We start from the raw sequence: 21,389 nt of genomic DNA on the forward strand, positions 1-21,389 counted from the left end.
GCCGGCTCGGGTGGCCGCGCCGGCATGGTCACCATGGGTTCGACGGACGTCCCGGGCGCCTCCTACCGGCTCGTCTGGAAGCGGTGCTGACGCCCTCGGCGACGTGAGGTTCGACGCCGGGACTGCCGGAGGGGCGGTGCCGCCGGCTGGTCGGTGGTCGGCTCGCCGCGCACCGCCCGGGGCGGCTCGGCCTGTGGGTGGCCCGGGTACCGGCCAGGCATGCGGACGAGCCGGCTGAATACGGCTAAGTTCGGCAGCTCACCCGTTGCCTGGTCACGCCTGCAGCGGGGCTGGCCCATCTCCTGCTCGTCTACTGTCCGTCTCCTGGCGGGTGGCTGATTTTTCACGCCTCGACGGGACAACGATCGGGCCGGTTCGGCAGGCGTAGGGAGTGACACACACCGGTCTGCTGCTCGCCGTCAACTGCCTTTCCGGGATCGCTGTGCGGAATGTACCCGTCGACGTCTTCACGCCGGGCCACGGCGATGTCCGGGGCGGTCACGGCCAGGCGGCACTTCGTCCGCCCGCGTAGATGGAGTAGCCCACGATGCTGTTGCTGTGGTCCGCGGCCGGCGCGACATTTCAGTGGCGGCGGCGGTTCCTGGGCCCGGGGCCGCGGTGATCGTCTGCCGTGTTCGGGACCTGGAGGGGCTCATTGGCTCGCTTGAAGTAGCGGTCACGGAGGTACGGCAAGCCGTGCTTGAGGGCCGGCCCGATAAGCACAGGGTAGATGTGGGGCCCGGTGAGCCGGCCGTCGACGTCGTCGGCGACTGTGTCCGAGGGCACCTCCTCGAGGGCTTTGTAAACGACCACCGCGCCCCCGGCTGTCAGGAGGATGAGGGCCCCTTTGGCGGCCACCTCCTTCAGGAGTTCGACTGCGCGTTTTGCCTGCGTTTTTATGCCGGTGCTCGGCCACTGGGCATGTCGGTGAGCTGGAGCTCTGGCTCAACTTGTGTGGCATCGGCCCGGCGCCCGGCGGGGTGCTGTTCCGCCTTCCGGGAGCCGGCCGCGGCAAGCTCCGTGTCGGTGCGTCGGGCCGGCGGGGTGCCAGTGATCCGTGCCGGTCAGTGCACGCCGTGCGGGCGGAACTGGACGCTGATGCGCGGTCCCGTGGCCCGGGTGGTCTTCGGTATGCAGTGCTGCCAGGTGCGCTGGCACGAGCCGCCCATGACGATGAGGTCGCCGTGGCCCAGTGGCCGCCGGACGCTCGCGCCGCCGCCGTGTGCGGGCCGCAGCAGCAGGTCGCGGGGCGTGCCCACGGAGAGGATGGCGACCATGGTGTCCTCGTGGGCGCCCCGCCCGATCCGGTCGCCGTGCCAGGCCACGCTGTCCCGGCCGTCACGGTAGAAGCACAGCCCGGCGGTGGTGAAGGGTTCGCCCAGTTCACCGGCGTAGTGCTGGGAGAGCGCGTCGCGGGCCTCGGTGAGCACGGGGTGCGGCAGCGGGTCCTCGGCTCCGTAGAAGGCGAGCAGGCGCGGTACGGCCACGATGTTGTCATACATCTTGCGGCGCTCGGCACGCCACGGCACCTCGGCCGCCAGTTGTTCGAACAGCGCGTCGGCGCCGCTCAGCCAGCCGGGCAGCACGTCGATCCAGGCGCCGGCGGAGAGCTGGGTGCGCCGCAGGCCGTCGAGGGGGCCGAGCCGCAGTTCGTCGGTCTGGTCGAAGAGGGAGCCCTGAAGGTGGTGCGCGGCCATGCAGTCAGCCTACTGCTTAATCGAAAATCAGTTCCCATGATCGGCGCGGGAACTCTCTGAGGCTTTCGATACATCGATGTATCGGATACGTTGGTGTATCGAAAGGGGGTGCGCACGGCAGTGGACGACACGACCGGCAGGCGCGTCACCCGGCGTCGCCTGCACACCCGGGCCAGGCTGCTCGACGCCGCCTTCGCCGTGTTCGCGGCCAAGGGCTTCGGCCGGGCGTCGATCGAGGAGGTCTGCGAGGCCGCCGGCTTCAGCAGGGGCGCCTTCTACTCCAACTTCACCACCCTCGACGAGCTGTTCTTCGCCCTCTACCAGGAACGGGCCGACGTCATCGCCGGGCAGGTGGCCGCCGCACTCGCCCTGGACGGACCGGACCTCGACGTGCCCGCCTCCGTCGACCGGGTCACCGAGGTGCTCCTGCTGGACGTGGACTGGCTGCTGGTGAAGTCGGACTTCCTGGTGCACGCCGCCCGCGACCCGGACGTCGCCCACGCCCTCCTGGACCACCGGACCCGGCTGCGCCGGGCGATCGCCGACCGGCTCTCCCGAGCCCGGGGCCACACCGAACTCCCCGCCGTGCTCGGCGACGCCGAGGGCGCCGCCCGCGCCGTCGTCGCGGCGTACGACGGCGTCACCACCCAACTGCTGCTGGACAAGGACGTCGAGGCCGCTCGCACCTGGCTGGGGCAGCTCCTCACCGCGCTGCTGACGGACGGCAGCCGCACCTTGCGGTAACTCCCGCTCTACGTATTCCGAAGCACATCCCAGGAAGGACACAGTCGTCATGGACGCGGACGTCATCGTCGTCGGAGCGGGCCTCGCCGGCCTGGTCGCGGCGTACGAACTCACCAGCCGGGGCCGGCGGGTCGCCCTGCTCGACCAGGAGAACGCCGCCAACCTCGGCGGCCAGGCGTTCTGGTCCTTCGGCGGGCTCTTCCTCGTCGACTCGCCCGAGCAGCGCCGCCTGGGCATCAAGGACTCCTACGAACTCGCCTGGAACGACTGGCAGGGCAGTGCGAAGTTCGACCGGCACGACGACGAGGACTCCTGGGCGGTGCGCTGGGCGCGCGCCTACGTCGACTGGGCGGCGGGGGAGAAGCGGTCCTGGCTCGAGGGGCACGGCATCACGCTGCTGCCCACGGTCGGCTGGGCCGAACGCGGCGACCTGCGCGCCGACGGGCACGGCAACTCCGTACCGCGCTTCCACATAGCCTGGGGCACCGGCACGGGCGTCGTCGAGCCGTTCGCACGGTACGCCGAGCAGGCCGCCCGGGACGGGCTGCTCACCTTCCACCACCGGCACCGGGTGGACGAGCTGATCATCGAGGACGGGACCGCGCGCGGGGTGCGCGGCACCCTCCTGGCCGACGACGACTCACCGCGCGGAGTGGCCTCCAACCGCGACCGCGCCGGCGAATTCGAACTGACCGCCCAGGCCGTGATCGTCACCAGCGGCGGGATCGGCGGCAACCACGACATCGTCCGCCGGTACTGGCCCGAGCGGCTCGGAACGCCTCCTACCGAGATGGTCACCGGCGTCCCCGCGTACGTCGACGGCCGGATGCTCGACATCAGCGCCGACGCCGGCGTACGGCTGGTCAACCGGGACCGCATGTGGCACTACACCGAGGGCGTGCAGAACTGGAACCCGGTCTGGCCCGGCCACGGCATCCGCATCCTGCCCGGCCCGTCCTCGCTGTGGCTGGACGCCCTCGGCCGCCGTCTGCCCGACCCCTGCCTGCCGGGCTACGACACCCTCAGCACCCTGAAGCACCTGCGCACCACCGAGGACATCGCGGGGTACGACCACTCCTGGTTCATCCTCACCCGGAAGATCATCGAGAAGGAGTTCGCGCTGTCGGGTTCCGAGCAGAACCCCGACATCACCGCCAAGGACAAGAAGGCCGTGCTGCGCGACCGTCTGCTCGGAAAGGGCGCACCCGGCCCGGTGCAGGACTTCGTGCGCCACGGCGCCGACTTCGTCACCGCCGCCACGCCCGAGAAGCTCGTGGAGAAGATGAACGGGCTGACGGACAAGCCGCTGCTGGACGCGGCCGAGGTACGGCGCCAGATCGAGGCCCGCGACCTGCAGATCGCCAACCCGTACAGCAAGGACTCCCAGGTCCAGGGCATCCGCAACGCCCGCCGCTACATCGGCGACCGCCTCGGCCGTGTCGCCGCCCCGCACCGTCTCCTGGACCCGGCGGCCGGACCGCTGATCGGCGTGAAGCTGCACGTCCTCACCCGCAAGACCCTCGGGGGTATCCAGACCGACCTGGACTCCCGGGCGCTGGGCGCCGACGGGCAGCCGATCGGCGGGCTGTACGCGGCGGGCGAGGTGGCCGGCTTCGGCGGCGGCGGCGTCCACGGCTACAACGCGCTGGAGGGCACCTTCCTCGGCGGCTGCCTCTTCTCGGGCCGGGCGGCGGGACGCGCCGCGGCACAGCAGACCGCCTGAGCGGCCGTCAGGGCGCCTCGGGCCACGTCATGTCCCAAGGAGCCGGGCCAGCACCGACACGTGGCCCTGCTCCAGGTTCTTCGACGCGGTGACCAGGGTGACGGGGCTCGTGCGCGCCGACTCGCGGAGGCGGTCGAGGAGTTCGGCGGCCTCCGGAGCGGCGAGCTCGGCCTCGTACCGCTCACGGAACTCCTCGTACGATCCCTGGTCGCCGTGGTACCAGCGGCGCAGCTCGTCCGACGGGGTGAGGCCCTTGGGCCACTCGTCCACGTGCGCCGCCTCCTTGGACACGCCGCGCGGCCACAGCCGGTCGACCAGGACGCGCAGACCGTCGTCGGGCTCGGGCGGTTCGTAGATCCGGCGCACGCGCACGCTCACGGTGGGGCCCCTCTCGGGTCGCGGACGGTGCGGCGAGCGTACTGCGGCGGGCGCCGCCGACCGGTCGGCGACGCGGCGTGACTTGACCTGAAGAAGAGTGAACCGCGCCTCGATCGTCCCTAGGCTGGGGTGATTGATCACGAGCCACCCCCCAAGGAGCGCAAGTGACGTCACCCCGACAGCAGACCGCCGCCAGACGCGGTGCGGTTCTGAGCCGCCGCGCGGTGCTGGCCACCATGCCCGCCGCCCTCGCGGCTCTGGTCGCGGCCGCCGGGCCCGCCGCGGCCGGGACCACCGGATCGTCCGGCGCGGGCGACCCGTACTTCCCGCTCGCGGGCAACGGCGGCTACCACGTCAAGCACTACGACCTGACGCTCCGATACAAGAGCAGCTCTTCCGAGTTGCAGGGCAGGGCGGTCATCAACGCCCGCGCCACCCAGCCGTTGACCCGCTTCGACCTCGACCTCAAGGGGCTGACGGTCACCGGCCTCACGGTCGACGGCAGGACCGCGGGCTTCAGCAGGAGCGGCCAGGAACTCGTCGTCACCCCGCGCCACGCCCTGCGCGAGGGAGAGGACTTCAAGGTCACCGTCACCTACCAGGGCACCCCCCGGCCGGTCACCGACCCGGACGGCTCCGCCGACGGCTGGATCCCCACCGACGACGGCGCGTTCCTCGCCGGCGAGCCGCAGGGCGCGATGACCTGGTTCCCGGCGAACAACCATCCCAAGGACAAGTCCTCCTACGACATCACCATCACCGTCCCCGAGGGCCGTACCGCCGTGTCCAACGGCGTCCTCCTCGGGCGGTCCACCGCCCACGGACGGACCACCTTCCGCTGGCGCCAGACCGAGCCGATGGCCGCCTACCTGGCCACCGCCACCATCGGCAGGTTCAAGACCGAGCAGTACACCACCCGCGACGGCATCCAGGTGTACAACGCCGTCGATGCGCGCGAGGCGGGCGCCGCGGCGCCCGTCCTGAAGAAGCTGCCGTCCGTCCTGGAGTGGGAGAGCAAGGTCTTCGGGCCCTACCCCTTCCGCGCCGCCGGCTCGATCGTCGACCACGCGCACGACATCGGCTACGCCCTGGAGACCCAGTCCCGGCCCCTCTACGACCGGGCGCCCTCCCTGAGCACCCTCGTCCACGAGAACGCCCACCAGTGGTTCGGCGACTCCGTCTCGCTCACCTCCTGGAAGGACATCTGGCTCAACGAGGGCTTCGCCACCTACGCCGAGTGGCTCTACAGCGAACAGCACGGCGGCGACAGCGCCCAGAAAACCTTCGACGAGCTGTACGCCCGCCCGGCGGGCAACAGCCTGTGGGCGTTCCCGCCCGGCAACCCCGGCAGCGGCGCCCACATCTTCGACAGCCCCGTCTACGACCGCGGCGCCATGACCCTGCACGAGCTGCGAAAGGCCGTCGGCGACCCGGTGTTCCTCCGCATCCTGCGCGCCTGGGCGGCGGAGCACCGCCACGGACACGGCACCACCGGCCAGTTCGTCCGGCTGGCCGAGCACAAGTCCGGCAAGGACCTCCACACGTTGTTCAACACCTGGCTCTACCAAGCCGGGAAACCCAACCGATCCTAGAAGCTGACCGGTTCCTCACAACTGTCGGCCAAGGTTCCATTCATGATCAATCGCAGGACCGCCGTCGCGCTGCTGACGACCCCCCTTCTGCTCACCGGCTGCGGCGGCGGTGCCGCGGCGACATCTCGCCGCACCACCGCGCCGAAGGGGGCGGCCACGCCCGCTCCGGGGGTCACCGCACAGGCGGCCCCGCAGCGGATACCCGGCCTCGGGCCGAGAACGACGGCCGCGATACCCGGCCGGTCACGGCAGGCAGTCGTCGTGACCGGGCGCGGCAGGAACTCGCCGAGGTCCACCGTGGTGCTGTACGAGCGCACCGACCTCGGCTGGCAGGCGGGCCCGAGCTGGCCCGCGCACAACGCCCTGCGGGGCTGGAGCGACCACCACATGTCCGGGGACCTGCGCTCGCCGCTCGGCGTCTACACCCTCACCGACGCCGGTGGCCTGCTCCCCGACCCCGGCTCCCGGCTGCCGTACACCCGCTCCGGCGGCTTCAGTTCACCCGGCACCGGCTTCGAGGGCGAGCCGCTGCAGGGCTCCTTCGACTACGTGATCGCCATCAACTACAACCGTATGCCCGGCACCTCGCCCCTCGACTGGGGCCGTCCCCTGGGCGCGAGCCGCGGCGGCGGCATCTGGCTGCACGTCGACCACGGCGGGCCCACCCACGGCTGCGTCAGCGTCGCCAAGGCCCATATGAAGGACCTGCTGCGCACCCTCGACCCCGGCCGGCATCCAGTGGTCGTCATGGGATACGCCGACTGGCTCACCCGCTGACCGGCCAGGCGGTGTCGGCGCCGCCGCTGCGGCCGGCTGGTCCTGGACAGCGGGTGGAATCGAACCTCTCAGGGGGACTCCAGCAACGCACGCAGGGCGGCCTTGTCCGGCTTGCCGCTGGGGGCGACGGGAACCTCGGTGATGGTGATGACGCGGGCCGGGACGCTGGCCGCGCCCAGTTCCCGGGCCACCAGCTTGAGCAGCGCGTCCGGCTCCGGCGCACTTCCGGGCTGCGGAACCACGAATGCGTGGATCGCCTCGCCGGTTCGGTCGTCCGGAACGCCGACGACATACGCCTGGTCGACGTCGGGGTGGGAGGCGAGGACCCGCTCGATGGGGCCCGCGTAGTGAAGAACGGCATCGACGATGACTATGTCGCGCGTGCGTCCGGTCAGACGCAAGTACCCCCGCGCGTCGAGCCGGCCGAGGTCCCGGGTGCGGACCCAGCCGTTCCGCAGGACCTCCGCGGTCTCCCGCGGGTCGTCCCAGTAGCCGCAGAACGCGTCCGCCATCCGCACCCACACCTCGCCCGTCCGGTCCACGGGCAGGTTACGGCCGTCCTGGTCGCGCACGGTCATCTCGACGGTGTCGAGAGCGCACCCTACACTGTCGGCGAGACCGGGGTCGGCAGCGAGTTCCTCGGGTTCGAGGACGGTGAGCATCCCCGTCTCGGTCTGGCCGTAGGCATGGTGGACCACGGGTCCGAGCAACTCGGCCGCTTCTGTCAGCCGGTGCGGGGCAAGGGGGGAACCGGCCACGACGAGGGCGCGCAGACTGCTCGTGTCCACCTTCCGGTCGCGCACCGCGTCGAGGATGCCGTACAGGCGAGGCACCGTCGTCATGCAGGCGGTGATGCGCCGGTCGGCGAACACGTCGGGGAAGCGCAGGGGCTGGCCCGGTATGACGGCGGTGCCCCCGCCCAGGAGCGACAGGCTCAGGTGCTCGAACATGACGGCGCTGGTGAGCGTGCCGAAGAGCAGGAAGCGCGCGTACCGCTGCGCGAGGCGTCGGGTGCGTTCGGTCCAGCGGGCGGGCTGCAGGCTCCAGCCCTCGGACAGGGCGCCGTAGGTCACCATCGTGCCCTTGGGCCGGCCGGTGCTCCCGCTGGTGAGGTGGATGACGCCGATCCCCTTCCGGTCACCTCGCGGCGTGAGGTCGTCGGGGACGGGCGCGAAGCCCTCCAGGGGCCGAAGCGCGCCCTCGGTCTCCAGCAGTGGTATTCCGCCCGCCGCGGCGGCCAGTTCGGGGCGGCGGCCGGCGTCGTCCGTCACCACGGCGTCGACGTCGCGGGCGAGGATGTCACGGAGGTGCTCGCGGGTCAGCCCCGGGCGCAGCCCGACCACCTGGCAGCCGACGACATGGGCGGCGACACGGACCGCGAACGCCTCCGGTGTGACACCCGTGTCCAGGGCCACGCGGGCTCCGGCGGTCAGGCCCGCACCGCGCAGTCCCCGCACGAATCCGGCGATCAGGACGAGCACCTCTCCCCTGGTGACCGGGCGTGCGTCGTACTCGAAGGCCGGCAGATCGGGTGCATCACGGAACGCGTCGACAAACGCTTGAGGAAAGACTTTCCCGGACTCTTCGTCCACTTCGTCTCCACTCCGAGCGGGAAACAACCGGCGTAAATCCGGCGTGGATGGCTGGAAATCGACCACACTGAACGACGGATGGGTGTACTCGCCAGCCAATTACGCCTCACGTTAACCGACAGGACAAGGGAACCACCTCGAGAAGCATGTGACCTACATCACATGTGGGCGGGGTGGCTCTGTGCTTTAAACAGCAAGTACCGTCTTTCCCGCCCTCACGGAAGGCAGGACGACCTCATGTCTGATTTAGGACAGGTTGACTACCTCGTCATCGGCGGCGGCCCTGCGGGCCTACAAGCCGGGTACTTCCTGGAGAAGAACGGAAGAGATTACCTCATCGTTGAGCAGAGCAACGCTCCGGGAGCCTTCTTCACCCGTTTTCCCCGGCATCGGACACTTATCTCGTCCAACAAGGTGCACACCGGCTGGAGCGATCCGGAAATGCGCCTGCGGGTCGACTGGAACTCCCTCCTGTCGGACGGGGGTCCGCTCTTCACCACCTACTCCCCGCGGTACTTCCCTCCGGCCGGCGACTTCGTCCGCTACCTGGCGGACTTCGCACGGACGCAGGGACTGCACATTCGCTTCAACACCCGCGTCGTCCGCATCGCCCGGTCCCAAGGCGGACCGTTCGCTGCGACGGACCAGCACGGCAACGTTGTCCGGGCCCGGCGGGTCATCGTCGCCACGGGAGTCTCGCAGCCGTACATACCGCCGATCGAGGGCGCCGAGGAAGCCGAACGCTACGACACGGTGACCGTCGACCCTGCCGACTTCACCGACCAGCGCGTACTCATCATCGGACGCGGTAATTCCGCGTTCGAGACCGCCGACAACCTCATCGAGACCGCCGCTGTCATCCACGTCGCCGGACCCGGCTCGCTCAAACTGGCCTGGCGGACCCATTTCGTCGGACATTTGCGGGCCGTCAACAACAATTTCCTGGACACTTACCAGCTCAAGTCCCAGAACGCGGTACTCGACGGTGACATCCTGCGGATAGCACGGAAACCCGACGGTACCTACGTCGTGAGCGTGAAATTCTCGCGTGTTGCGGAGGTGGTGAAGGACATCCCGTACGACCGGGTTGTTCTGGCCACCGGATTCCGTTTCGATGCCTCCATGTTCGACGACGACTGCCGTCCTGATCTTGTCATCAAAGATCGCTTCCCGCGGCTCACCAACGAGTGGGAATCCGTGAACGTGCCCGATCTCTATTTCGCCGGCACCATCACCCAGTCTCTCGACTTCAAGAAGTCCACCAGCGGTTTCATCCATGGTTTCCGGTACGGGGTGAAGGCGCTGAGTCGCATACTCGAACGCCGTTACCACGACCGGGAATGGCCGCACACCGCCCTGCCCGCCGCCGCGGGCGCCGTGAGCGAGGCGGTCGTCGCGCGGGTCAACCGCACCTCGGCCCTGTGGCAGCTCTTCGGGTTCCTCGGCGACGCGGTGCTGGTCGGCACCGACGGTGAGGTGCGTTACTGCGACGAGGTTCCGGTGGCACATCTTCACGAGGCTGTCACCCGGGGCGAGTTCGGATCCCTGGCCTCCTATTTCACCGTCACGCTGGAGTACGGCGCCGACCACGACCAGGTCGACCCCTTCGACGTCACCGTCAGCAGGACGCCCCAGCAGGACACCAGCGGCCTCGACGCACGCTATCTCCACCCCGTGGTACGGCAGTTCCTGCCGGACGGCACCGGCAAGCCCGTCGCCGAGCACCACATCACGGAGAACCTCGAGAACGAGTGGGACGACCCGGACGTCCACGTCGGCCCGTTGCGGTCCTTCCTCGGTTCCCGGCTCTCCGTCGGGGACGACCTCTCGGCCGGCGGAAAACTCGCCGCGCCCCCGGCATGACCGGCCCGGAGACCGGCCCTCCGCACGGGCCGGCCGAACTGGCACGCTTGGCCCGCAAGGAACTGAGGCCGGAGCACTACGACTTCATCGCCGGTGGCGCGGGCACGGAGACGGCGCTCAGGGAGAACGAGGACGCCTTCGGACGGCTGGCCCTGCTTCCCCGGGTGCTGCGCGGGGGCGGCGACCGCGGCACACGAGTGGGCGTGCTGGGCCGGGAATGGCCGGCGCCGCTCTTCGTATCACCCACCGCCTTCCACCGTCTCGCCCATCCCGACGGCGAACTGGCCACCGCACGCGCCGCCGCCGCCACCGGCATTCCGCTGGTGACCGGTACGGCCGCCACCACCGCCGCCGCGGACGTCGTCGCCGCGGCCCGCGCGACGGACCCGGAGGCCGTGGTCTGGTTCCAGCTGTATCTGCAACCGGAGCACGAGATCACCGCCGAACTCGTTCGCCGGGCCGAGCGTGCGGGCTGTTCCGCCCTCGTCGTCACCGTCGACTCTCCTGTCCTCGGCACGCGTCCCCGGGACCTGCGCAACGGCTTCCACGACCTGCCTGAAGGCCTTGCGGCCGAGAATATGCGGGACCTGCCCGGTGCCCCGCCGGGCAGCACGCGGGACATCGCCATGTGGCCGGCCGGCTGGGACGACCTGTGGCGGCTGCGCGAGATGACCGAGCTGCCCCTCGTTCTCAAGGGCGTGCTGCATCCCGGGGACGCGCGGGTGGCCGTCGAGCAGGGCGTGGACGCGGTGCTCGTCTCCAACCACGGGGGACGGCAGCTCGATGCCGCTCCGGCGTCGGTCGAGGCACTCCCGGCCGTTGCCGAGGTCGTCGCCGGACGGGTGGCGGTGCTCATGGACGGCGGGGTGCGCAGGGGCGCCGACATCGCCCTGGCCCTGGCCCTTGGAGCACGGGCCGTCGGTGTGGGACGGCCTGTGCTCTGGGCCCTGGCTGCGGGCGGCGAGGACGGTGTGCGGGAGATGCTGACGGCACTGCGCGAGGACTTCGGCCGGGTGCTTGCCCTCTGCGGCGCACACCGGCCCGGTGACCTCACGGCCGACCAGGTGGTCGCGCGCGGATTCCCGCGCCGTTCCGGGGCGGGGGAGCGGACGTGAGCCGGAAGACGGCAGCGGTCCTGGCCCTGGGTGGCGCGATGCTGCTCTCCTCACCGGCCTGGCTGCCCGGCCGGGTCGTCGCCCTGCGGATGAAGATCTTCGCCCGCGTCAACGGCGCCGAGGGAATGACCTTGCCCAACGCCCTCTTCGGCCCCGACCGCTTCCAGGAGGTCTACGGCCATGCCGCCGCCGGGGGTCGCAGCAAGGGGGCGGCCCTGTCCGACCTGTTCTGGTACTGGCTCGCGCCTGGCGCCGATGTCCATCAGGAGCACCTGGAGGCCGGCGCCCGCTACGACGAGGTGGCCCGGCGGACGCTTGCCATCCTCTCCGGCCCGTCCGCCGAACTGTACGACGCCGCTGCACGGACCACCCGGCGCGTTCTGCAGACGGCGCACACAGGTCGCATCCAGTCCGTGCGGCTGCGCGACCTGATGATGCCGGTATGGGCCGAATTCTTCTACGGGCTGGTGTTCAAGGAGCCCTGTCCGCCCGAGGCCCGGCGGCTGATCGTCGCCAACGCCGAGGACGTGGTCAACGCCCTCAAGTGCACCCGGCTGCGCCACATGCGCCGCAGGAACCGGCTGACCCGCTATCTGCTGCGCCGACTGGCCGCAGGTGACGTACCGCACGAACTGCCCGGCGGACTCTCCGCCCGTCAGCAGGCGTTCTACCTCCAGGGCACCTTCTTCAACACCGCGGTCGTCCAGATGTCGGAGGCGATGGCCCACCTTCTGCTGGCCCTCGCCCAGCACCCGGACGTACAGACGAAGGCGGCGGCCACACCCGAAGACGACCGCTATCTGTCGTGCGTCATGAACGAGACGTTCCGGCTGTTCCCGCTGTTCGGGGTGGCCCATCGCATCACCACCGCGGACATCGCCCTTGACGGTCTGCCCACCATCCCCGCGGGATCCGTTCTCACCTTCAGCTATCCCGATTACCACGCCACCGGCTACGCCGATCCCGAGCGCTTCGACCCGGAACGCTGGGTTGCCCTCTCCGCCAAGGACGCCCACCACATCCCCTTCGGCGTGGCCGCCAACCGGCCCTGTCCCGCCTGGCGCCTCGCACCGGTCGTCATGCGTGCCGCGACCCGTGAGGTGCTGGCCCGGTACGTGCTCGACTCGTCCGTCAGCCACACCCGCTCCATCCCGCACCGCGCCCCCTGTCTGCTCTTCCCGCGCGACCGGCCGGTCCCGGAAAGAACGAGGCGCGTCCTGCGCACCGCACTGACTGCCCGCGATCGGGCCGAGGATGTCGGACGCAGTCTGCTGCAACTGCTCCTGGGGACCTGGATGGTGCTGGACGCCCGCCGTACCAGGCCCGCCGCGAGGTACTTCGCCCGGCACGACACCGAGGGCCGCCCGCTGGCCGCCGACCACGGTGCGCAGGGGGCCGGGGCAGGGAGGGGCCAGGCTGCGACCACCTGCCCGTACACGGGCCGGACCGCTTGACGACGGCTCATCCCCCCCGATTCCTCATCAAGGAGTCACTGTTGTCCACCAGCGAGGCGGGCCCGGCGTTCCTCCTGGCCGCACCTTTCAGCCTCGTCGTCCGCCGCCTCCCCAGCCGGCTCTCGCCCCATCTCGGCCGGCATCCCGTGGCGGGCGAGACGGTCGCCCGGGTGGCCCGCGGCCGAAAGACCCCCCACGCCCGGCTTTCCGCGAGGAGTTGACCTTGTCTGCGCCACCAGGATCCCTGATACCCCGGCCGTTACTGTTCTGGACGGGTGTCGCCCTCACCTGCGCCGGCGTCGTCGAGCACCTGTGGACGTTCATCGACTCCGCCTCCGTGGACTTCCGCATGTCCATGATGGGAATGTCGTCGGTGATGTGGGCGGCCATGGTCGCCATCGTGGTCGGCGTGGTGCTCTCCGGCTTCGCGGTCGTGCAGCCGCGGACACCCGGTCCCGGTGCCGCGCCCATTCCGGCCCGCACCACGACGGTGAGCCGGCGTCGCCTCATCGCCATCCTGAGCTTCGCACTTCTGGTGGATCAGATGAAGCCCGCCACCCTGGCGTTCATCTCGCCCGGCTTGCGGGCCGAGTACCATCTCAGCGCCTCCGACGTCTCGTGGCTGCCCACGGTGGCGCTGACCGGCACCGTGCTCGGATCGCTCGTCTGGGGACGCGCGGCGGACCGCATCGGCCGCCGGGCCACCATCCTCATCGCCTCTCTGCTCTTCCTCGGCACCACGGTGTGCGGCGCCATGCCGACCTTCGGTGGCACCCTCGTCACCTGCGCCCTCATGGGGATGGCGGCGGGAGGCATGCTGCCGGTCGTCTACGCCCTGATGACCGAGAGCCTGCCGCCCGGCCGACGCGCGGCCATCATGGTCCTGCAGGCCGGACTCACCACCACCGGCGGCTACATGGCCGCCTCCGGCCTGGCCGCCGTTCTCATTCCGCTGGCCGGCTGGCGCGTGACGTGGTTCGCCCAGCTCCCCCTGGTCCTGATCCTGATCGCACTGAACCGCTGGATTCCCGAATCGGCCGCCTTCACCGCCCGCCGGGCACGGACGAAGCAGGTCCCAGCCTCTGCCCTGTTCGCACGCCCGCAGACGGCCAAAACGCTGGTGGTCAGCGCCTACGCGCTGGCCTGGGGCCTGGTCTACTGGGGATTCATCACCCTTCTGCCCAGCCAACTGGAGTCCGCAGGCCGGCACGGCATGTCCGCCGCCACTTTGCTCTTCTTCTCGTCGCTGCTCGCCATTCCCACCTGCGCGATCGGCGCATGGCTGTACATGCGCTGGTCGGCCAAGGGCACCATGGTCGTCTACGCGGCCCTCACCGTCGCGGCCCTCCTGACGCTGGCAGCCGTCGGCATGGACGGTAGCCGGCCCGTCCTGCTGGCCACCGTGATGTTGCTGTTCGTCGGCACAGCCGGCGTCATCGCGCTCATCGGCCCCTATACGGCCGAGATCTACCCCGTGGCCATCCGGGGCACTGCCGGCGGATGGGCCGCCGCCATCGGCAAGTCCGGCGGAGCCTTTGGCCCGCCCCTGATCACCCTGGCCCTCGCGGCGCCGGGAGGCGTCCGCACCGCCGCGGTGTTCGTCGCGTTTCCCATGGCCCTGGCAGGTCTCGCCGTCGCCGTCCGCGGGAGCACCCCGCAGGCCGTCGCGCAGAGCCCCGAGGGAGCCGCCCCGCTGGTCGCCGAACCAGACGACTTGGCCGGCAGCGAGGCTGTTTCCGGCTGGACCACGGCGACGGCGCGCCTGCCGGGCGAGGGCGGTACGGCGACATGACCGGGGGCGGCCGGCGCGACGGACCACTTCGGGGACCGCACATGGTCCGGCCGGCATCACCACGTCACCCTCGTCACGCTCTTGGCCCTCCCCCCCCACCCTCAGGCGGCTCGACACGGAAGGCCGTATGCCGGCCTGGCCCCCCATCAGGTCCTCGGCACCCTTCAGGACCTGCTGAGGTGCTGGACCGGCACCTGCACCACCTGCGGCCGCCCCGCCCCGAACAAGAGCCGGAACCTGATGACGCACCATTAGGATCCGCCGGGTGTGCGCACATGTATTGATCGCTGAAGACGACGAGATGCAGGCCGAGTTGATACGCCGGTCCCTGCTGGCGGAGGGCCACAACGTGACCGTGGTCCACGACGGGGCGGCAGCGCTGGACGCCGCCCGACGACTGAGACCCGACCTGGTCGTCCTGGACCTGATGCTGCCGGTGATCGACGGTTTCGGAGTGTGCCGGGTGCTGCGGGCCGGCGACGAGGACATCCCCGTGCTGATGCTCACCGCCCGCTCCGAGGAGGACGACGTCCTGCTCGGCCTTGAGCTGGGCGCCGACGACTACATGACCAAGCCGTACAGCCCGCGCGAGCTGATGGCCCGCATCCGCACCGTGCTGCGGCGCAGCGGGCGTGCCGGCGACGTCCCGGACGGCCCCGTCGTGCGCGCCGGGGGGATCGCCGTCGACCCGCGGCGGCACGAGGTGCGCTGTGACGGTGTGCTGGTGGAATGCACGCCGGCCGAGTTCCAGATCCTGCTGGCCATGGCCGGGGAACCGGACCGGGTCTTCACCCGGCGGCAGCTGCTGGAGTGCACCCGCGGACTCGACCGGGCCTCCACCGAACGCGCCGTCGACGTCCACATCATGAACCTGCGCAAGAAGATCGAGACCGACCCCCGGCATCCGGTGCGGCTGCTGACCGTCTTCGGCGTGGGCTACAAGCTCAGCGGCGGCCGCCCGTGAAGCGAGGTCGGGCAGGGGAGCCAGGTCCGGCAGGGGAGCGACGGCCGTCAGGGGAACGACGGCCGACCCGGAAGCGGCGGATACCCGTGCGCAAGCGGCTGCTGGTCCGGCTGCTGTCCGTATCGGCCCTGATCGCCGTGTGCTCGGTCGCGGCCACGGCCTGGCTGGCGGTGACCACCACCACCAGTGCCCTGCGGGAGGAGCAGGGGCAGGACCTCGCCGCCGACATGAAGATCCTCGCCCGGCTCAGCGGCTACGCCGCAACTCACCCGAGCTGGAAGGGCGTCGACGGCACGGTCCGCGCCCTTGCCGCGACAACGGGCCGGCGCATCGCCCTGACCACGCCCGACCGCGTTCCGATCGCCGACTCCGCGCCGCGCGGCACGGCCCTGCCCCTCGGCGCCGCCGCCACGGTCGACCCCCTGCACACCGACACCTACACCGAGCCCGGCGCCCAGCTCAGCGGCGTCGATCCGCGCGCCGTCGGCCCGTACCGGCTCACGGCGGGAGAACGCAAGGAGATGGAACTGCTCGCGGAGAAGGTGCGGCAGTGCTACGAACGGCAGGGCGTCGAGGCAACGCTCCGGCGGGCCCCGAGCGGACGCCCCGTCCTCAGCGGCTCGGACGGGTTCCCGCGTTCGGTGGACCTGTCGGAGCAGTGCGGCTACTACATGCTGCTCACCTCCACCCCCACCGAAAAGAAGGCCATCGACGCGCTCGCCGAAGGCACCAGCACCTGCCTCCAGCGGCGTGGCCTCAACTTCGGCAGACCGGAATTCGTCGCGCCCGACCCGGCCAAGCCGTACCGGTACGTCGTGGCCGGGTTCGACAAGCTGGGCAAGACGAAGGCCGTACGGGAGGCGCAGCCCTGCGCCGACAGTGCGCTGCGCGCGCAGCTCGCGCCCTATGTGGCCCCCGTCGCGGAGCTGTTCCTCGGCATCGGCGACCGGCCCGCACCCCGCTTCGACATGTCCTCGGAGAACAAGGCGAAGATCGTCGGCGTGGCCGGACTGGTCATGGCCGTCACCGTCGCCGTGACCGCCGTGGTCGCCGTCCGGCTGGTACGGCCCCTGCGCGCGCTGACCGCGGCCGCGCAGCAGCCGCCCGAACTGCACGTACGGGTCCCGGTGACGACCCGGGACGAGACCGGCATCCTGGCGGAGGCCTTCAACGACCTGACGGAACGCCGTGAGCGGCTGGAGGCCCAGCGCAAGGCCATGGTCAGCGACATCGCGCACGAGCTGCGCAGCCCGCTGACCAACATCCGCGGCTGGCTGGAGGTCACCCGGGACGGTGTCGTCGACCCCGATCCGGCGCTGCTCGCCTCGCTGCACGAGGAAGCCGTCGTGCTCCAGCGGATCATCGACGACCTGCAGGACCTGGCCGCGGCCGACGCGGGCACCCTGCGTCTGCACCGCGAGCCGGTCCGCGCCGACGAGCTGCTCGCGCAGGTCGCCGCCGCCCACCGGGTCGCCGCCGACGCCGCCGGGGTCGCGCTGAGCACCGAGCCCTGGACGGACGGCAAGCCATGGCTGGACGCCGACCCGGTGAGGATGCGCCAGGCGCTCGGCAACCTCGTCTCCAACGCCCTGCGGCACACGCCCGCCGGTGGCACTGTCACCCTGGCCGCCCGCCGTGACGGCGACGGCGGTGACCAGATCGTCTTCACCGTGGCCGACACCGGCACGGGCATCGCGCCGGACGACCTGCCGCACGTCTTCGACCGGTTCTGGCGCGCCGAGAAGTCCCGCAGCCGACGCACCGGCGGCAGCGGACTGGGCCTGGCCATCGTGCGTCATCTGATCGCCGCTCACGGCGGCACCGCTGAGGCGGCGAGCGAACCCGGCGCGGGCGCGGTGTTCACACTGCGCCTCCCGGGGAGCCCGCCGCCGGTCGACGGGTGAAGGTGGGGGAGGGGAAGGAAAGCCGAGGTCAGGCCGACGCCGGACCTCCGCTTTCATCCGCCCGGTACGGGTACCCCGCAGGCCTGACGGAGCTGACACGGCCGATGCGGGAGGACACGCCATGGCTGCTGGGGACGACCTGCCGGTCGTACACCGGATCACCGAGCTGACCGAGCTGGTCGAGCGGCACCGCGCCCTCTACGTGCGCTGGTCACGCGGCCCCGAGGTCGATCTCACCGCGACCTCCAGCACCGACGAGCTCACCGGTGTGGAGATGCCGGGGCTGTCCGCCAACCCGCTCGATGTGGAGGACTGGTGGGGGAACCGCTCCCTGGAGCTGTGGGTGGCACGCCGCCTGTACGACTACGCGCACCTGCCCCGGGAGAAGGGCACCGGTGTACGGCCCTGGATCCTCAAGGGCCGGGAGACCGGCCGCGGCCCGGACAACGAGCCGCTCGTGGCACATGTCGAGCCCCTGTGCTGGATCGCCGCGGAGGCGATCGAGGAGGCGGAGGCGGTGGTGGCCCGGCAGGAGAGGGCGTGGGGCCCCCTGCGCCGCACCGGCGGCTGACGCCCCCCACCCGGGCCGGGCAGGGGGGCGTCAGCCGCCGGTCAGTCGCTCACCCGGTCAGCCGGAGCGTCGGCGTGAGGCCGCGCGGCGCTTGAGCGCGCGGCGTTCGCCTTCCGTCGTACCACCCCAGATCCCGATGGTCTGACTCGTGTCCAGTGCCCAGTCCAGGCACTGTTCACGTACGGGGCAGCCTTCGCAGACCGCCTTGGCCTGACGCGCCTGCAGCACGGCGGGCCCGGTGGTGCCGACCGGGAAGAAGAGGTCCGGGTCCTCGTGACGGCAGGCGGCGTGGTCGCGCCAGTTGTCCATCGAAGTTCACCTGCGTTCGAAGTCGTCCTTGTCGTCCTTGTGTTGCCACATGCTCGCCTTCTTCGGGTGACCGGTGGATGCCAGGTGAAACAGCAGAGTCGCATGGTTCCGGACGGCCTCGCACGCACGGGTCCACGATGTCGGCCGCTTTGCTACCCTCGACCCTCCCGGGTGTACGCCGCCAACTCCCGTGCTACAGCGTTTCGTTGCCCGGGGATCGGGGGGCGGACGGATGTCCGAGGGGGAGGGAAGACGGGGCATGGGACCGGCCTTGCTGTTCGTGCACGGGATCGGCGGCGCCCGCGATCCGCGGGCGGAGTGCGCCGCATGGCTCGCGGCACTGGCCGTGGGCGTCCGGAAGGCCGACGGCCAGGGGGACTCCTCGGCAGCCGCCCTGAACGGCCTCGCCGAGCCGGCGTTCGCCTACTACGCGGACCTCTTCGCCGCCCGCCAACCCCTGGGCGCGGCGGGCATCGACCCCGCCGACACGGAGGAACTGCGGAACCTGCTCGACGAGTTGATCGAGGTACGGCTCGAACTGGGACCGGACCCGCGGGAGCGCCGCATCCTGGAACACGCGCGCGCCGAACTGCGCCCGCCGCACCCGGGCAGGAACGCCGACGAACCGGTCCGCCGGATCGTGAGCGTCTGTACGACGCTGCTCGCCCTACCGGGACTGCGCCGGGCCGGCCAGTGGGCCGGCGGCCGGCTCATGGCGGGACACCTCGCCCAGGTCACCCGCTATCTGGGCAGGAGCGAACGGGACGCCACCGGGCTGACCGTCGACCGGCGGATCCGCGAGCGTGTCCTGGAACGGCTGGACGCGGCGCGGCCCACCGTCGTGGTGGCCCACTCCCTGGGCAGCGTCGTCGCCATGGAGGCCCTGCACCACCACCCGGGGCCGGTGCCGCTGTTCGTCACCCTGGGATCCCCGATCGGGATGCGCGCGGTGGTGCGTCCCCGGCTCCTGCCGCAGCCGCCGGCCGTGCCCGGCTGCGTGGAGCGCTGGCTGAACTTCTGGGACCGCGACGACATCGTCGTACCACGCCCCCGTCTGGAGGACGACGTGCTGCCCAACGGCCTGGGCTGCCGGCCGGTGACCGAGCGGATCGACTCCGACGGCCTGTGGGCGCACACCGCGACCAAGTACCTGGCCCGGGGGAGCGTCGCGGGACCCGTCGCGCAGGCCCTGCGAGGGGCGGTGGAGACCGGGGGCGCGTGAAGGCACCGGCCGTTCAGGGCGAGGCCGTGAGCGCCCCGGCCGCGGCCTGTCCCACCGCCCGGGCCACCGCCACCAGCGCGGGGGAATCCAGCTTCCACTGCTGCCAGTACAGCGGCACGTCCACCGGCCGGTCCGGCGCCAGTTGCACCACCCGCCCCTCCCTGAGCAGCGCGGTCGCCTGCGGCTCGGGCACCATGCCCCAGCCGAGCCCCGCGGCGACTGCCTCGGCGAAGCCCTCGGAGGTCGGCACGTAGTGCCGCAGGGCGCTCGCGGTGCCGCTCCCGCCGAGCAGGTTGCGTACGAAGCCGTCCTGGAAGTCGTCACGCCGGTCGAAGACCACCACCGGCGCCCCGGGAAGCACCTCGCGCAGCGGTCCGCGCAGATACCGCTCGGTGAACTCCGGGCGAGCCACCGCGAGATAGCGCATCCGGCCGAGCGCCCGCACCGAGCAGCCCGGCACCGGATCGGCGGACGAGGTCACCGCGGCCATCACCAGGCCCTCGCGCAGCAGCGCGGCCGTGTGGTCCTCGTCCTCGCGGCGCAGGTCGAGACAGATCCGCGGCTGCCGGGGGAGCCGGGTGAGCGCCCCGAGGAACCAGGTCGCCAGTGAGTCCGCGTTCACCGCCACCGGCACCAGGGTCGGCTCCCCGGCTCCGCTCAGTCCCAGCTCACCGCGGGCGTCGCGCTCCAACCGGGCGAGTTGCCGGGCGAACCGCACGAGCACGGCGCCGGATTCGGTGGGCTTCACGGGTTTGGTGCGCAGCAGCAGGACCCGGCCCGTGCGCTGCTCCAGCGCCTTGACCCGCTGGCTGACCGCCGACGGTGTCACATGCAGGGCGGCGGCCGCCGCGTCGAACGTGCCCTCGTCCACCACGGCGAGCAGTGTGCGCACCTGTTCGAGGGGGAGGTCGGACATCACCGAGCTGTTGCCTTCCCTGGCGTCATCCGTTGCGTCATTAGTTCAGCTAAGGCTACCTAAGAATCTTTAGCTCGACGCTAAGTGATCGCACTCGTAGCGTCAACGGCATGTCCAACGCACTGACCACCGCGGCCGCCGGATTCGGCACCGGCCTCTCGCTCATCGTCGCCATCGGCGCCCAGAACGCCTTCGTCCTGCGCCAGGGGATCCGCCGTGACGCGGTCCTCGCCGTCGTCGGGATCTGCGCCCTGTCCGACGCCGTGCTCATCGCGCTCGGCGTGGGCGGGGTCGGCGCGGTCGTGGTGGCATGGCCCGGAGCGCTGACCGCGGTCGGGCTGATCGGAGGCGCCTTCCTGCTCTGCTACGGCGCCCTCGCCGCCCGCCGGGTGCTGCGCCCGGGCGGCGGACTGCGCGCGGAGGGCGAGGCGGCGGGCTCCCGCAGGCGGGCGGTGCTCACCTGCCTGGCGATGACCTGGCTCAACCCGCACGTCTATCTCGACACCGTCTTCCTGCTCGGCTCCCTCGCCGCCGACCGCGGGTCCCTGCGCTGGACGTTCGGGCTGGGCGCCGCATGCGCCAGCCTGTGCTGGTTCGCCGCGCTGGGTTTCGGCGCCCGGCTCCTCGGCCGGTTCCTCGCCCGTCCGTCGGCCTGGCGGGTGCTGGACGGCCTGGTCGCGGCGACGATGGTCGCGCTCGGTGCCGTGCTCGTCGCCGGGGCCTGAGGAAACCGGTTCGGCGTCCACAGCCGGCCCTGGGATAGTGAAGCCCGCACC

General features: G+C 71.3%; 20 protein-coding genes. 14 read left to right on the forward strand and 6 right to left on the reverse strand.

Going from position 1 to position 21,389, the window contains the following annotated elements; genetic code table 11:
• Positions 1 to 582 precede the first annotated feature (582 nt).
• Complete coding sequence (locus ACFY0F_RS38305) at positions 583 to 858, reverse strand: hypothetical protein (RefSeq protein ID WP_388805555.1); 276 nt, start codon at positions 856 to 858, stop codon at positions 583 to 585.
• A gap of 206 nt (positions 859 to 1,064) precedes the next feature.
• Positions 1,065 to 1,697: an alpha-ketoglutarate-dependent dioxygenase AlkB gene (locus tag ACFY0F_RS38310; RefSeq protein WP_388805558.1), complete on the reverse strand. Its 633-nt coding sequence runs from the start codon at positions 1,695 to 1,697 to the stop codon at positions 1,065 to 1,067.
• A 108-nt stretch (positions 1,698 to 1,805) separates the two neighbouring features.
• Here ACFY0F_RS38310 and ACFY0F_RS38315 point away from each other — a divergent pair, with 108 nt between their 5' ends.
• Together ACFY0F_RS38315 and ACFY0F_RS38320 are read left to right on the forward strand one after the other, a co-directional pair.
• Positions 1,806 to 2,441 (forward strand): TetR/AcrR family transcriptional regulator, encoded by a 636-nt coding sequence (locus ACFY0F_RS38315; RefSeq protein ID WP_388805561.1) that lies wholly within the window; start codon positions 1,806 to 1,808, stop codon positions 2,439 to 2,441.
• Between the two features lie 49 nt (positions 2,442 to 2,490).
• The gene (locus ACFY0F_RS38320) at positions 2,491 to 4,164 is read left to right on the forward strand and encodes an FAD-binding dehydrogenase (protein ID WP_388805564.1); all 1,674 of its coding nucleotides are present in this window, start codon (positions 2,491 to 2,493) and stop codon (positions 4,162 to 4,164) included.
• Between the two features lie 27 nt (positions 4,165 to 4,191).
• Here ACFY0F_RS38320 and ACFY0F_RS38325 read toward each other — a convergent pair whose 3' ends face one another.
• Positions 4,192 to 4,542 carry a DUF488 domain-containing protein gene (locus ACFY0F_RS38325; protein WP_388805567.1) on the reverse strand — a complete coding sequence of 117 codons (351 nt, stop codon included), beginning with the start codon at positions 4,540 to 4,542 and terminating at the stop codon, positions 4,192 to 4,194.
• Positions 4,543 to 4,778: 236 nt separating this feature from the next.
• Here ACFY0F_RS38325 and ACFY0F_RS38330 point away from each other — a divergent pair, with 236 nt between their 5' ends.
• Positions 4,779 to 6,134, forward strand: coding sequence for a M1 family metallopeptidase (locus tag ACFY0F_RS38330; protein ID WP_388805657.1), 1,356 nt, complete (start codon positions 4,779 to 4,781; stop codon positions 6,132 to 6,134).
• Positions 6,135 to 6,176: 42 nt separating this feature from the next.
• Positions 6,177 to 6,911, forward strand: coding sequence for a L,D-transpeptidase family protein (locus ACFY0F_RS38335; protein WP_388805570.1), 735 nt, complete (start codon positions 6,177 to 6,179; stop codon positions 6,909 to 6,911).
• A 68-nt stretch (positions 6,912 to 6,979) separates the two neighbouring features.
• On the opposite strand, the gene ACFY0F_RS38340 is transcribed toward ACFY0F_RS38335, so the two are convergent.
• A complete protein-coding gene (locus ACFY0F_RS38340) occupies positions 6,980 to 8,503 on the reverse strand; it encodes a class I adenylate-forming enzyme family protein (RefSeq protein WP_388805573.1) in 1,524 nt (507 codons plus the stop codon).
• Positions 8,504 to 8,740: 237 nt separating this feature from the next.
• On the opposite strand from ACFY0F_RS38340, the gene ACFY0F_RS38345 reads away from it, so the two are divergent.
• The 8 genes from ACFY0F_RS38345 (at position 8,741) to ACFY0F_RS38380 (ending at position 18,166) form a co-directional block, all read left to right on the forward strand.
• Positions 8,741 to 10,366 carry an NAD(P)-binding domain-containing protein gene (locus tag ACFY0F_RS38345; protein ID WP_388805576.1) on the forward strand — a complete coding sequence of 542 codons (1,626 nt, stop codon included), beginning with the start codon at positions 8,741 to 8,743 and terminating at the stop codon, positions 10,364 to 10,366.
• Positions 10,363 to 11,481, forward strand: coding sequence for an alpha-hydroxy acid oxidase (locus tag ACFY0F_RS38350; RefSeq protein ID WP_388805579.1), 1,119 nt, complete (start codon positions 10,363 to 10,365; stop codon positions 11,479 to 11,481). The genes ACFY0F_RS38345 and ACFY0F_RS38350 overlap by 4 nt, the downstream gene beginning before the upstream one ends.
• A 38-nt stretch (positions 11,482 to 11,519) precedes the next feature.
• On the forward strand, positions 11,520 to 12,935 hold the full coding sequence (locus ACFY0F_RS38355; RefSeq protein WP_388805660.1) for a cytochrome P450: 1,416 nt from the start codon (positions 11,520 to 11,522) through the stop codon (positions 12,933 to 12,935).
• A gap of 41 nt (positions 12,936 to 12,976) precedes the next feature.
• Positions 12,977 to 13,156 carry a hypothetical protein gene (locus ACFY0F_RS38360; protein ID WP_388805582.1) on the forward strand — a complete coding sequence of 60 codons (180 nt, stop codon included), beginning with the start codon at positions 12,977 to 12,979 and terminating at the stop codon, positions 13,154 to 13,156.
• Positions 13,153 to 14,727, forward strand: a complete 1,575-nt coding sequence (locus ACFY0F_RS38365) for an MFS transporter (protein ID WP_388805585.1) — start codon at positions 13,153 to 13,155, stop codon at positions 14,725 to 14,727. The genes ACFY0F_RS38360 and ACFY0F_RS38365 overlap by 4 nt, the downstream gene beginning before the upstream one ends.
• Positions 14,728 to 14,992: 265 nt before the next feature.
• Positions 14,993 to 15,691: a response regulator transcription factor gene (locus tag ACFY0F_RS38370; RefSeq protein WP_388805587.1), complete on the forward strand. Its 699-nt coding sequence runs from the start codon at positions 14,993 to 14,995 to the stop codon at positions 15,689 to 15,691.
• Between the two features lie 86 nt (positions 15,692 to 15,777).
• A complete protein-coding gene (locus ACFY0F_RS38375; protein ID WP_388805590.1) occupies positions 15,778 to 17,595 on the forward strand; it encodes a sensor histidine kinase in 1,818 nt (605 codons plus the stop codon).
• Between the two features lie 121 nt (positions 17,596 to 17,716).
• Positions 17,717 to 18,166, forward strand: a complete 450-nt coding sequence (locus ACFY0F_RS38380; RefSeq protein WP_388805593.1) for a DUF6098 family protein — start codon at positions 17,717 to 17,719, stop codon at positions 18,164 to 18,166.
• A 57-nt stretch (positions 18,167 to 18,223) separates the two neighbouring features.
• On the opposite strand, the gene ACFY0F_RS38385 is transcribed toward ACFY0F_RS38380, so the two are convergent.
• Positions 18,224 to 18,475 carry a WhiB family transcriptional regulator gene (locus tag ACFY0F_RS38385; RefSeq protein WP_388805596.1) on the reverse strand — a complete coding sequence of 84 codons (252 nt, stop codon included), beginning with the start codon at positions 18,473 to 18,475 and terminating at the stop codon, positions 18,224 to 18,226.
• A 259-nt stretch (positions 18,476 to 18,734) separates the two neighbouring features.
• Here ACFY0F_RS38385 and ACFY0F_RS38390 point away from each other — a divergent pair, with 259 nt between their 5' ends.
• Entirely contained in the window at positions 18,735 to 19,697 is a 963-nt protein-coding gene (locus ACFY0F_RS38390; protein WP_388805599.1) for an alpha/beta fold hydrolase, read from the forward strand.
• A gap of 13 nt (positions 19,698 to 19,710) precedes the next feature.
• Here the strand turns inward: ACFY0F_RS38390 and ACFY0F_RS38395 are convergent, their stop codons facing one another.
• Positions 19,711 to 20,616, reverse strand: a complete 906-nt coding sequence (locus tag ACFY0F_RS38395) for a LysR family transcriptional regulator ArgP (protein ID WP_388805602.1) — start codon at positions 20,614 to 20,616, stop codon at positions 19,711 to 19,713.
• Between the two features lie 107 nt (positions 20,617 to 20,723).
• Here ACFY0F_RS38395 and ACFY0F_RS38400 point away from each other — a divergent pair, with 107 nt between their 5' ends.
• Positions 20,724 to 21,338 carry a LysE/ArgO family amino acid transporter gene (locus ACFY0F_RS38400; RefSeq protein WP_388805605.1) on the forward strand — a complete coding sequence of 205 codons (615 nt, stop codon included), beginning with the start codon at positions 20,724 to 20,726 and terminating at the stop codon, positions 21,336 to 21,338.
• Positions 21,339 to 21,389 lie beyond the last annotated feature (51 nt).

This window comes from Streptomyces sp. NPDC001544 (assembly GCF_042894285.1).
Taxonomy (GTDB): domain Bacteria; phylum Actinomycetota; class Actinomycetes; order Streptomycetales; family Streptomycetaceae; genus Streptomyces.

What these genes read in the sequence shown, in the direction of transcription:
- ACFY0F_RS38310 (WP_388805558.1), bottom strand. Translation starts at nt 1,697, where the DNA reads ATGGCCGCGCACCACCTTCAGGGCTCCCTCTTCGACCAGACCGACGAA.
- ACFY0F_RS38320 (WP_388805564.1), top strand. Translation starts at nt 2,491, where the DNA reads ATGGACGCGGACGTCATCGTCGTCGGAGCGGGCCTCGCCGGCCTGGTC.
- ACFY0F_RS38330 (WP_388805657.1), top strand. Translation starts at nt 4,779, where the DNA reads ATGCCCGCCGCCCTCGCGGCTCTGGTCGCGGCCGCCGGGCCCGCCGCG.
- ACFY0F_RS38335 (WP_388805570.1), top strand. Translation starts at nt 6,177, where the DNA reads ATGATCAATCGCAGGACCGCCGTCGCGCTGCTGACGACCCCCCTTCTG.
- ACFY0F_RS38345 (WP_388805576.1), top strand. Translation starts at nt 8,741, where the DNA reads ATGTCTGATTTAGGACAGGTTGACTACCTCGTCATCGGCGGCGGCCCT.
- ACFY0F_RS38350 (WP_388805579.1), top strand. Translation starts at nt 10,363, where the DNA reads ATGACCGGCCCGGAGACCGGCCCTCCGCACGGGCCGGCCGAACTGGCA.
- ACFY0F_RS38355 (WP_388805660.1), top strand. Translation starts at nt 11,520, where the DNA reads ATGCTGCTCTCCTCACCGGCCTGGCTGCCCGGCCGGGTCGTCGCCCTG.
- ACFY0F_RS38380 (WP_388805593.1), top strand. Translation starts at nt 17,717, where the DNA reads ATGGCTGCTGGGGACGACCTGCCGGTCGTACACCGGATCACCGAGCTG.
- ACFY0F_RS38385 (WP_388805596.1), bottom strand. Translation starts at nt 18,475, where the DNA reads ATGGACAACTGGCGCGACCACGCCGCCTGCCGTCACGAGGACCCGGAC.
- ACFY0F_RS38390 (WP_388805599.1), top strand. Translation starts at nt 18,735, where the DNA reads ATGGGACCGGCCTTGCTGTTCGTGCACGGGATCGGCGGCGCCCGCGAT.
- ACFY0F_RS38400 (WP_388805605.1), top strand. Translation starts at nt 20,724, where the DNA reads ATGTCCAACGCACTGACCACCGCGGCCGCCGGATTCGGCACCGGCCTC.